Source organism: Enterococcus sp. 5B3_DIV0040 (assembly GCF_002140755.1).
In the GTDB taxonomy this organism is placed as follows: Bacteria; Bacillota; Bacilli; order Lactobacillales; family Enterococcaceae; genus Enterococcus_D; species Enterococcus_D casseliflavus.
In genome coordinates, this window is record NZ_NGLC01000001.1 from 1,304,756 (window position 1) to 1,316,798 (window position 12,043).

Sequence of the window (12,043 nt, forward strand, 5' to 3'; positions counted from 1 at the left end):
GAATTAAGATGATGAAAAGATACCTAATTAATCAAAGGAAAGAGGGAAATTTTTATTTCTACATTGGAAGTGCTTTTGGTGAAATTGAAAGAGAGAGTGGAGAGTATAAAAACTATTTAAGTAAAGTATACATTGATTTATCTCTGAAAAACGATGTTGAAATAACCAACTATGCAGTTATAAAGCTTTCATTAGAAGATAAATTTATAAGTTATTATTTACAAAGACTGTTAATGATTATGGTTGATTTAACTCTTGTTACTGAAACGGAATACAATGAATTTATGTATGGTACTGTTGATGAAAAAGTAGTTTTACTTCATAAAGCAGGGCTGTCCCCACAAATAATTTTAAAATGGAAATCTAAAAGCTAATAATGATTTAAATAGTTTTATTGTTGCTCAATCGGGATACTATCGATTTGAACTTGAAAAATATTTTTAAATAAGCTTTTCATGTTCTACAAATTTGCACCTTCCTATTTAAGATGCTATAAAGGTCTTTATAAGGGATACTTTTGTAATTTCTATCCATTGTAAATCCTATTCTACCAATAGTTAAGACTGTGATTTTCTAAATTTGGATGATTTAAGGGTGTATGATGGTGAAAGTATCCATATTTATTAAATTATGGAGGGAGGAAAATGGCACAAAGAAAAATTAATGTCAAACCAATTAAAGATAAAGAGGTATTGAAGAATTTTGCATCTGAATTACTAAGAAATAAACATGGACAAAGAGATTATACGATTTTTGTGTTTGGTGTTTTTACAGGATTAAGAATTTCGGATATACTCAATCTAAAAGTTAATGACGTGAAAGGAAAGCTCAAGACTGATATTATTGAGAAAAAGACAGGAAAGAAGCGAACACTTAACTTGATGCAATTGACTAATCAAATCATTATATATCTAGATGAAGAGCACGATGGACAAAGCGAGTGGTTATTTCCATCTCCTAGGGATAATACGAAACATTTAGCTACACATCAGTTCTATAAGATTATGCAAAAGACTGCTGAATCACTCAATCTAGATTATATCGGAACGCATAGCTTAAGGAAAACGTTTGGATATAGTTACTATAAAAAAACAAAGGATTTAACAAGCTTAATGAAGATTTTGAACCATAACTCTCAGAGTGTTACTCTCCGATATATTGGTATAGAGGAAGAAGAACTTCAATCTAGTCTTGATAATTTTAATCCATTTCAATAAGTATTGTTATAAAAGTAAAAGCACAGTCAACTAAGACTGTGCTTCTTTTTTGCTTTCTTTTTAGCAATTGTATTATATTGTTTTCTATTTTCACTGCTTTTTGCATATAAAGTTTCTAACTTGGTATATTTTTCTACATCATTTGAAAAAGTAATTTTCTCATTGGATTTAAAATAATTAGACAAATAATAAATGAATGCAAATAGTCTTTCAATTCTATATAATATCCATTGTCGTTGTTCGTTTTTCGCATAGAAAAAGAAGCAGTCTTCGCTTTGAATATAGATTAGGATGTCATCACGAATAAATTCTATATTATTCTGCACTTTATACATATTAAAATCTCTGAGTTTATTTCTAATAGCAGGTAATTGTTCTTTAGTAGGGATTGCAATAATATCTAAAGTATCTAAAGAATGAGTGTGGGGTAATTGATTCTCATCAAAAGCACTAGAAAATTGAATCGGTATTTGAACGTGCTGATATTCTGTGAATTTCATATAAAATTCTTTATTCTCATTGGATAAGCATTGATTAAACAATTGGGAAGCTTGTGGCTTCTGACTGAAATTTTTATGATTATAGATATTTCTTACAGAACTATAAAAAAAAGCAGTCACTTGTTTTTGTTGATTCGTAGCTATTGAAAGATTAGCTGTTCTAAATCCTAGTGTCAACATTTTTTGTAAGGCATTGGCTTGTAAGTCCAAGTGCTTTAAATTGTCTAAATCAAACTTTTTAGCGTAGTAGAAGTGCTTAGATAACTTCTTTTTAGAAATCCACTTATGCTTTTCTAACGTTTTTAAACGGGCTTCCAAGCCAATTCTGTTACATTGTAGTAGTTTTTCTAAGGTGGATTCATAAATCCCATTAGATGCTATAGCTAGTTGTAATAATTCATCACTATCAATCGCTCTTTTATTGACAATATATTTTTTCAAATTCACTCCCTCCAATAATTTTTTACATATTATTTTCAATAATTTTCATTCTCAAAAGTATCCATTTTTGCATAGTCAAGAAAGGCCGAAATAATCCAATTTTGTGACCCCTACATAGTAGGGAATCTCTTGTTGAAATTTTAGAAATTTTTTTAGGTAGCTGCTGTTTTGAAAAATTCACGGAGGTTTCCATTCAAAATTTGTAAAATTTCATCAAAAATGACCGAGTTTTAAAAAAGTTCGCATGAAAGTTCTCGAAAAGTTCTCGTTTACAATATTAAAAAAGTAACTTATGTAGGGTTGATGCAGGGTATATGTAGGGTATGGAAATTGACGATGTAGGGGCAGACAATTGAGAGAAAAAATCGAGAAATTTCTCTCAAGTATCCATCTCGTAATTATCCATTTTCAATTTACTCCTATCCATATTATATCATCGTAAAACTGATGATGGAAATTTGAATGACATAGTTAGAATTGTTGACAAAGAAAATGGTGATATGAAAGAAAGGTATTCGACTTTGGGGACAAGAAAGACGAACAAATAATTCATACCCCTATACACATTATTTGCTCGTCTTAGCTTATTAACAGATTTTACTCGTTTATTATTTTAACTTGAATGTTATAGGTAGTTTTTCCACCATGAACATTTGTATAAGTAATCTTAATATCATTTATTGCATTAACCTTCAGCTTAGCACCTTCACCCAATTTATAATAAGCATTACCGTAAGATACCTCACTAAATCTATAACTAACACCATTCATCTCAATTGTGGTGCTTCTATTTCGTCTGTTTCCAAAACCTTTGTCTATTGCTTCCTGTTTAACGCCAACGTTATCGTCTGAAATAGCATCTATAAATACATAACCATCTTCTACAATAGGCATATCAACACTACTCAATTTCTTCAAATTAATTGTTCTCATACCTGTATTATCAGGTGTCCAAATATCTGGACACCTATAAACGTTTTGAAACCAAATACCTATATAACCTTTAACTTCAAATGAATTATGAAATTTCCCTACGCAGTTCCCTTCATTACCATCTAATAAATGAGTATTTCCACTAACTTGTTCAAATGCATCACAGTAGATATTTGCTAAATTAGGCTTTAAAGTATCTTTAAATAATAGATAACTTATCAAAACAAAAATACCAAATATTACGATTGCTACGACTACAAATAGTCCTTGTGAACTCCCATCTGACATTATTAACCTCCTTTCTCTGTATAAAAAAATTGTGTTGATTATTTTATTGTTATTTATAAAAATTGACCGACATGATGATTTTGGAGTTTGTCTAGCATAACGGCTCCTTTACTAGCCAAAAAAAATTTAATAATTTATATTTTGGTTGCTGAGGAGTTGATACTATAAGTTTCAGGTCTACTAGACTCATATTCATGAGCATTTAATATGCCAATAAAATCAAATTGATGTACTTCGTTTGGCTTTAATTTTATTGTTTTTTCTAATTCGGTTGCATAAATTGAATTAATATCAGTTGTATCTATATCTCCGATAAATAAACCTTTACCCTCAGCTGAAAATTTTACTTTATATGATAATTCCTTGTCTGTTAGATTTTTGATTGTCACATTGATATTCTCTGATAGCCTCGGGAAAGTAGGGCTATCAAAATCCAATTTATTAAAATTGAAATTCAAGTCGCTGATTTCAATGGATATTTCAGAATTTATTATGGGATTGTCAGTTGCCGTATTTATCAAATTATTTTCAGCTTGCTCTAAACCATCCTTGAAAATCCCTGATAAACTAGGACTCATAATGTCCCTAAACAGTAAATAACTCAAGAATACAAAAATACCGAATATTATGATTGCTACAACTACAAATAGTCCTTGTGAGCTTCCATTTGTCATTAATAATACCTCCTTTATGTTATTTTAATCACTTCTTTATTATATCAACTCTGAGTTTTTTTACAAATTTCCAGTGTATAGAAATGCTGTGTATAAGTTGATAAATAAGCAAATAATGCTTTGGTTAAGGGGATATAATAGAAAAGTAAAGGCATGATTCATTTTTTGGACAATCGTTATATTTGATGAGATAATATAGTTACCTTGACGAAAACCATTTATAATGACCTCTAAATCTTTAAGTGTTTTTCAATTGCCTTGACTATTCCCCAGTTAGTCAGGGTATTTTTGTATATAAAGTTATTAATTTGAACTAAACTAGGAACAAAAAAGGAGGGATATATATGAATAATAGAATTATCGGCTATATTCGAACGTCAACAAATAGACAAGAACTTGGATTGGAGGTCCAAAAGAAAGCGATAGAAAAGTTTTCACCGTCCATTATTTATGCAGAACAAATATCTGGAAGAAAAGAGAATCGAAGTGAATTTCAAAAAGCTCTAGATAGTTTGGGTGAAGGAGATACGTTACTTGTATATAATCTATCAAGATTGAGCAGGTCATCAAGACAATTAGTTAATTTAATGTCGGAACTGAACGAAAGGGGTGTTTACTTAAAAAGTATTCAGGAAAATGTAGATACTAAAACTGCTCAAGGTAGATTATTTTATACGATGCTTGCAGCAATAGCAGAATTTGAGGCGGAAAATATCAGCAGCCGAACAAAAGAAGCACTTGCGAATACAGATAAACGATTGGGCAGACCACCTATTAAAAATAACGTAAAAAAGAGAATTATTAAATTGTATGATAAAAAAGAACTATCACTGAATGAAATTGCTATGAAATGTAATGTTAGCGTGAAAACTGTTTATAATGTAGCGAAAAAAGAAGGGTTATCAAGAAAATAAACCTTGAATAATTTTTCGACTGAAGGTAACATAGAAGAGGGAAGCAAGAATATGACCGGTAATAAATCAAGGTTTTTTACCGATGAACAAATAAAAAAATAACGAACAGGCAAAGGCTGTCTTATCAATGATTTGAAGTTGATAAAGCAGGCTTTTTTTGTCTTGGCAAAAACCTTGATTTATTACATCTAATGATGGTGAGAAAGGATTGAAATAATGGGAATAAATAAACGTATGAAAGTTGGAGTGAGTATTTTAGGTGCAGTTGTCCTAATAGGTGTAGGGATTGGATATGGACTGTATCAAAAAGAGCAGAATAGAGAATTGACAATAAAAGAAACAACTGATTTGAAACCTATCTCTTTTTCTGAATTTCATAACTCAAAAGTGAAAGATGACGGAACAGTAACTCTAACTTTTGAAATCGATGAATTTTTAAATCCGAATAAACGTAAAAAAATGGACTACTATATTTATGATTCGCATACAAATCAACAAATAGAATTACCGTTGAATAGTCAAGATAGTGCAGAATACACAATTGATTTTAAACAAATTGCAGAGAGAAAGATTCAACAATACATCCGTGAAGGTGAGAATGGACAATTTACACCAGATGAAGATAGGATGGAGCAATTACTAAACGATGTGTATAAAAATGATGAAATTTACTTTTTGGCAGTTCCAAAAGGCTATCTAGAAAAAGAAGAAAAACGGTTAGGAAACCTAAATAAAGAGAAATTTGCAAAAGAACATAGCTTTTATTCCATTGGAATGAGTGGTTATATTGAGTTATTGAATAGAGGATTGAAGCCTGACTTTGTTAGGTATACTTCTTATACAGAATACGTCATAAGTTTAGTAACGAGAGACTTATCTAATGAAGAATTTGTGAAGTTAGTAAAAGCGGTGCAACTAAATGTTCCTAAACAAATTGAAATTCTAAAGTCGCACTTATTCGAAGGACAATTTTCTGAACGCCTAAAAGACGGTTACTTTGCTAGAGGAAATTACGATTATAGAAGATTGGGTTATGTGGTAGCTGAAGACTATAGTATTGGAATATACAGCCCAGTGACAGCATATTTAAGAACGTATAGTGTTCCTGCAAATGAAGAACAGGAACTTAATGAAAATATGAAGGACTGGAATCAACGAATTATTGATGATAAAACGAAATTTGAAGAGCAATCTAACACAATGACATTAGATAAAAGTATTCAAAAAGTTGGACTAATAGATAATGCACTCTTCTCTTACAAAAATACGAATGAACTAGGAGAACGATTGGAGATAAAAGAAGACACAGATGTTTACTAAAATAGCCATGAAAAAGTATGTGAAAAATAAAGTAAAACAAACGTTTGTGAAAGCCCACGTAACTATACCTCAGGTTGTTTTAAACAAATTGTCTAATGAGCTTTATAGTCAATTTGAAAAATTTTCTGATAAAGAACAGGAAAAATTGTTGTTTTCAGAGGATTTAGTGATTAATTTATGGAATAAACACATGGATAAAATCAATAAAGAAATGTTGGACGAGATGTGAGTAAAATCATGTCTCTTTTTTTGCTCAAAATTTACAATAAAAACCACTTAAAAAATGACCTTCAAAAAACCCTTATTTATCAAGGGTTTCATTCTTGTTGACAAAATTAAAAGATTGCTGTTATATCAACATTTTAAAGCACTAATTTTGAAAAAACACTTCTCAGGTGAAGCGAAACTTTTTTTATGGGGAATTACCCACTAAAATGAATCTGAGGAGTGCTTTTTAGTATATGCATATTTCTAAAGTTCTGATAAACGCTGATATAACGACGTTTTTAACATTTTTTTCTCTGAGAAGACTATGGAAAGAATCATATAAAATAAAGCATATTTTTTAAAAAATACCCAATTAATTTTTATTGTCAGAAAGTGAGATGTTTACTTTACTTCAGTCGTTGAGGATGGTATAGTCCCGGTAAATATTATTAATAAAATAATAGATAGGTCTAGGAGGTTTCTTAATGACACAAGAAAAAATAATCGAATTGAAACTGAAAGAAAAAAGGGGGATTTTGAGGGGCTGGTTGGATATTTTAGATGAAACGTATGGTGTAAAAATGACGTTTATTGCAAGGCAATTAGATATTCAGATTCAAAACCTACATAATTTTAAAAAAGGGAAACAAACACTTAGTGTGGAGAAACTTTTTTTTTTAGAACGATTTTTGATTGAAAAATATGGGAAGTTATTGATTGAGGAGAGTAAGTAGAATATGAGATTATATGTAAGTAGTATTGTAAATGATACAAAACCTGATGCAACACTGATTAAAGCAATTTCTGCAACAATATTACAAGAATTAGTAGATATCTCTTTAGAAGAACTTGCAATAGAATTAACTCAAAAAGGAAAAACAGTGGTGTTAGCTGAATTATCGGAACAAAAATTATCAAAATATACACCAATTGTTGGTCAAGAGTTAGTAATGCTTGATTTTGATAACAAAGATGGAAATAGTATCTATACCATTGACGATTTAGAACAAGATATATTTATGCAAAATAATGCTTGTTTTATCTATCAAACCTTTAGTGATGCTGATTCAAAGGTTGATAAATTTAGAGTAGTATTTCATCTTGATAGGTTGATTACTTCAAATAATGAAATAGAAGAAATTTATCAAGAGCTATTTAAAAAATATCCGCAAGCTGATGGTAGCGTTGGGCAAACGAGCAGAATATTTTTCGGAAGCAATAGTGGATTTGAGGTCATTGACTGGGGGAATCGGTTAGATACTACTGATTTGTTAGAGGGAAGAAAAACAATTATTCCTAGAGGCTTAGAAGCTATACGTGGCGAAATAATTGATGAATCGATATCGAATTATGAATTATTAAAGTTAGGCAGATACGACATTGTGAAAGCCAAACTTGGGGATAATTACAGTGGGGTTTTTCCTGATGAATATAGTGCTGTCAATCATTTTTGCTCACTGGATTTAAGAGAATTATTAGAATTGCCAGAAGATAACCCATTTATAGATATTCTACACGATGAGGAGAACCCTAGTGCAAGTATTTATTTTTCTGAAGCAACAGGCAGTTACTTTTATAAATGTTTCAGTGAAAATAACCAGATAACTACTGACATTAAGGGATTACTTTGTAAATTTCTGAAAAAAGACAATTTTGAAGTGATTCAACTGTTGACTTACATCACAAATTCAAAAATTACTATGGATTCTGACCTAGGTAAAATGAAATTGAATGCTAACTTATTTAAAAAGGAATTGTTGAATGGGAAAATAGCGGAAAAATATCCCGAACTATATTTTTATTTGAAGAAATATATTCTTGAAATTCCACTTGTGCTTGAATATATGTTTGATTACGTTTATGAGGATTCTGAGGGTAATTTGAAAATCCAAAATTATTATAGTATTGAAACGTTGACGAAAATGTTATCAAGAAGTTTGAATAAGAGAATTTCTATAAATAAAACAAAACGTATTCTGAATGTGATTGTAGTAACAGAAATCATTCAAAAAGTTCCGGAAGAATTGATTGCAGAAGAAATATACAATCGAGTGATTTTAGAACAAAAACAGGATGATAACAAAGTAAGAACCAGCAATATATATCAGCCCAATTTACTTGTAGAAGAGCATAAAGATTATATGGGAGAAATTGGGAAAATTTTAAAACGTAACAATGTCACTATTGATAGTTTAGGTTATGAATTGATTTATCGATTGTTTGGGGAAGAAAAAGCAAATCGAGATTTTCCTCAATCTTATAAACCTTTGGTAAATAAAGGCTTGATAAAAATGAGTAGACAAGACACAAATCTAACAAATAAAAGTATTCAATTAGAAAAATCAATCGTAAAAATCTTGATGAAAGAGTTGGATTCTAAAGGATATATGTTTGAAAAAGAACTCATATCTAAATTGGCTAGAAATAAAAAGCAAAAGATAGCTAGTATTCGTCCACAGTATAATAAGGTTAGAGCAGATATTATAAATAAATATTCTTTAAAACGAACAAAGTTAACTAAGGGATTACATCAAGAATTAGGATTAACAGAGCAATATTCTTCTAAGGTAATATTCTATAAGTAATAAATGAAGTATAAAAAGTGCGTATTGAAAGTAAGAAATTGATGATAAAAGGATAGTAAATTCAAGGGTTATTTGAGGGTAGGCAAATATGATACTAGATATAATATCTTATGGAGGGTCATATTTACCTACCCTAAAATATCTCCCCTTTTTCTAGAAGAAAATAAATGAAAAATACACTTTTGATACGCATTTTTTATAAAAATCTCTAGGCTCATATTTACCGACCTTAAAATTTTTGCCTTTTTTCTAGGAGGATTTGAATGAAAATCTCACTTTTAATACGCACTTTTTGTTATTGGAAATAAGCATGTCTCTAAATTACTTACTTATTAGAATATTTGAATAGGTTTAGTAAAATAGCGAAAGTTTGCTGCTTAGAATTTAACATATAACAAAACAGTGATAATTATTCATGGATTGTAATTTAAAAATCTTTTGAGAAAATCATCTATAAACATCATCAAAACAAGAATATGTCATAAACTATATAATTTATTCCGAACTATAATTATTATATTAAAATAACTTGTGATTCGTTTTGGCTAGCCTGTTTTATTCCCACGGAGTGTTGAAAATTATTTTCGATAAATTATACACAAAGAATTAAAATCGCTTAGAACGCATTTTAGGCAGCATAGGATTGATTTTAAATATAGAGCAAATACTTCAAAGCCTTTAAATACTAAAATTATTTTTATTCATTGTTAAATTGGAAACTAATAGATTTTAGTTGTGCTAGATTTAGACTTTTAGAATATACATATAAACATTGATATATAAGCGTTCAATCAGTATTTAGTTAAATTATAAATGCAAAAACCTCTCTCAGATGAAAGATAGTGGTTAATTCCCCACAAAAATTTTTTCATTGCATCTGATAGGTGTTTTTTGAAAAATAGATATAAAAATCGTTGATGTTACAATAATCTTGTATTATTGTCAACAAGTAGGAAACCCTTGATTTTATTGACTTTTTTTAAGGTCATTTTTTAAGTGATACTTGACGATAATTTCGGGATAGAGCGGAACTATTAGAAGTGGTATCTAAAATTATCTTAGAGTTGAATTAGGAGCAGAATTCACATTTGTCTTCTAATTCAATGGTTGATAAAATTTAAAATGTTGCAGTACTTACGCTTATTTTTAAAACAAAAGCAAATTGAGAGTCTTGGAAATAACTAAAAATTCATGAATTAGGTTATTCAGATAAAATCATTCCACTTATTAGGATTTTATCTAAATGACTATTTTTTCTAATAAATAAAAAAATACTGTCGGTATTAAAATTCATGGAAATATATTGTTGAACGTTACTAACCTATACTTGTGTAATCATTAATCTAATTCTACAAAAATTGACTATACCAATGTTTCAAGAAAATAGAACAATCGTTTATAAGTCGTTTTCCTTTGTTAGTAATTATAGAAAAGTTCGTTATTTGGAGTGTAAACCATATTTTAAATTATTATTTAACATTAATTTTTTCTTAATTTGAAAGCTCTTTACTATTTATTAAACTGGATAAAACTTGATTCTTACGTATGTTTTTTTCAATATTGATTAGCAGATATTTTTTTGGTGTACATGGCTTAGTACATATATTTATATGAAAGATGCTTTTTGTTCTTATTTGTTCAAATCTAATCTTTATTTAAATTATTAAAATATTAGTTGCAATGGCATTTGTTTTTATAGGGGAATTTGACAGTAGTGCTTTAAACCTTTGATTTTTCTAAGCTTTATTTGTATAAAATAATACGATGGATTTGAACATCATCTTAGACAATGAATTTGAATCATCAATATTTAATTGAGTCTTGGATACTTTTTAGAACAATAGATATTTAAATAATCAGATGCTTTTAAGTCATAAAACAACAAATTAATACAATCGTTATCCCTTTTTTCGAAATAAAATCGAATGTTCGGATAATCACTCACCAATATTATATTGTAAACTATTTTTGTAACAATACTATTTAAATTTGGAGGGTATTAGAACAATGAAAAAAAAAATATTAGCGACAACTTTTTTATCAACTTTGTTGTTAGTAGGTAGTAACCCGCTTTTATCAAATGCAACAGAATTAAGTAGTGAAAAAGAAGTTCCTGTAGAAATTCAAGAAGGTATAGTAGATATAAGTTTTAACGAGGGAACAACAAGTAAAGTTGATTTTCAATTATCTGATTTCGACGTAAACTCAGGTGTTCGAAAACAAACGAAACCCTTGAAGGCAGTAGCTACCGTGAATAACACAAAATCAGAGGATGTTAGTGTAAATATTTTTGCGGAACTGGACAATTATAGTATTGGGTTGGAAATTAAACCTTCAAATCCATACATGCAAGCAGATAGGGTACAAAGAATGTCCTCTAAGCAAATTGAGAAAGATTTCGATGTTACGCTTGATGCTGATACTTATGTTTGGAGTAATAATGGAAGTAATAGTGCGAATATTATTTTAAAAGCTCAAGAAGGACCCAATCCTTAGTAATATAATTTTAATTAGAATTGAGAAATAGTTAACAAGTAAATTTATAGACTATGGTCCATCTTTAATAGAGAAAAAAAGTTTAAGTTTGCAAATTTTTACAAAATGAGTTAGATTGCTATACAGTGAATCAAAACGAATGTAGTTTAATTGGACAGCACATAGAATATTGAAGAAGAAGTAACACTAATCGAATCAATAACAATTTCTGTTTTTGATTATTGAATTAGTGTTCCTTCTTTTGTTCTTTTCATTTAGATGAAAAAATTAGCCATTAATCTGGTCACTATCTTTGTGAATTCTAGAGTTAAACGAGATTTCTACAACGTCTGATGTTTGATAATAGTATTTCTAATATTAAACACAATTATGAATAGCTAAAAAGATTTGCTGAAAAAATCACATAGTGTAACGTGATAAATAATACATTTAATAAAAATAATAAGATTTATATGATAATGATTATAA

At 29.1% G+C, this 12,043-nt stretch carries 11 protein-coding genes; 8 read left to right on the forward strand and 3 right to left on the reverse strand.

Features of this window, described 5'->3' with window-relative positions; translation table 11 throughout:
• A partial coding sequence (locus tag A5883_RS06210) for a hypothetical protein (protein ID WP_217809236.1) occupies positions 1–374 on the forward strand: 374 nt, incomplete at its 5' end.
• A 270-nt stretch (positions 375–644) separates the two neighbouring features.
• On the forward strand, positions 645–1,217 hold the full coding sequence (locus A5883_RS06215) for a tyrosine-type recombinase/integrase (RefSeq protein ID WP_086338163.1): 573 nt from the start codon (positions 645–647) through the stop codon (positions 1,215–1,217).
• A 26-nt stretch (positions 1,218–1,243) separates the two neighbouring features.
• Here A5883_RS06215 and A5883_RS06220 read toward each other — a convergent pair whose 3' ends face one another.
• The 3 genes from A5883_RS06220 to A5883_RS06230 all read right to left on the reverse strand — a co-directional run bounded on the left by A5883_RS06220 (position 1,244) and on the right by A5883_RS06230 (position 4,053).
• Positions 1,244–2,158 carry a hypothetical protein gene (locus A5883_RS06220; RefSeq protein WP_176323956.1) on the reverse strand — a complete coding sequence of 305 codons (915 nt, stop codon included), beginning with the start codon at positions 2,156–2,158 and terminating at the stop codon, positions 1,244–1,246.
• 597 nt (positions 2,159–2,755) lie between these two features.
• On the reverse strand, positions 2,756–3,379 hold the full coding sequence (locus A5883_RS06225; protein ID WP_086338164.1) for a hypothetical protein: 624 nt from the start codon (positions 3,377–3,379) through the stop codon (positions 2,756–2,758).
• A 134-nt stretch (positions 3,380–3,513) separates the two neighbouring features.
• Complete coding sequence (locus tag A5883_RS06230) at positions 3,514–4,053, reverse strand: hypothetical protein (RefSeq protein WP_086338161.1); 540 nt, start codon at positions 4,051–4,053, stop codon at positions 3,514–3,516.
• A 344-nt stretch (positions 4,054–4,397) separates the two neighbouring features.
• Here A5883_RS06230 and A5883_RS06235 point away from each other — a divergent pair, with 344 nt between their 5' ends.
• The 6 genes from A5883_RS06235 to A5883_RS06270 all read left to right on the forward strand — a co-directional run bounded on the left by A5883_RS06235 (position 4,398) and on the right by A5883_RS06270 (position 11,575).
• Complete coding sequence (locus A5883_RS06235; protein WP_086338165.1) at positions 4,398–4,967, forward strand: recombinase family protein; 570 nt, start codon at positions 4,398–4,400, stop codon at positions 4,965–4,967.
• A 216-nt stretch (positions 4,968–5,183) separates the two neighbouring features.
• Complete coding sequence (locus A5883_RS06240; protein WP_086338166.1) at positions 5,184–6,287, forward strand: hypothetical protein; 1,104 nt, start codon at positions 5,184–5,186, stop codon at positions 6,285–6,287.
• Positions 6,277–6,516, forward strand: a complete 240-nt coding sequence (locus A5883_RS06245) for a hypothetical protein (protein ID WP_086338167.1) — start codon at positions 6,277–6,279, stop codon at positions 6,514–6,516. Before A5883_RS06240 ends, A5883_RS06245 begins: the two co-directional genes overlap by 11 nt.
• 463 nt (positions 6,517–6,979) lie before the next feature.
• On the forward strand, positions 6,980–7,228 hold the full coding sequence (locus A5883_RS06255; protein ID WP_086338169.1) for a hypothetical protein: 249 nt from the start codon (positions 6,980–6,982) through the stop codon (positions 7,226–7,228).
• 3 nt (positions 7,229–7,231) lie between these two features.
• Positions 7,232–9,079 (forward strand): hypothetical protein, encoded by a 1,848-nt coding sequence (locus A5883_RS06260; protein WP_086338170.1) that lies wholly within the window; start codon positions 7,232–7,234, stop codon positions 9,077–9,079.
• Positions 9,080–11,086: 2,007 nt separating this feature from the next.
• Positions 11,087–11,575, forward strand: a complete 489-nt coding sequence (locus A5883_RS06270; RefSeq protein WP_086338171.1) for a hypothetical protein — start codon at positions 11,087–11,089, stop codon at positions 11,573–11,575.
• The last annotated feature ends 468 nt before the right edge of the window (positions 11,576–12,043 follow it).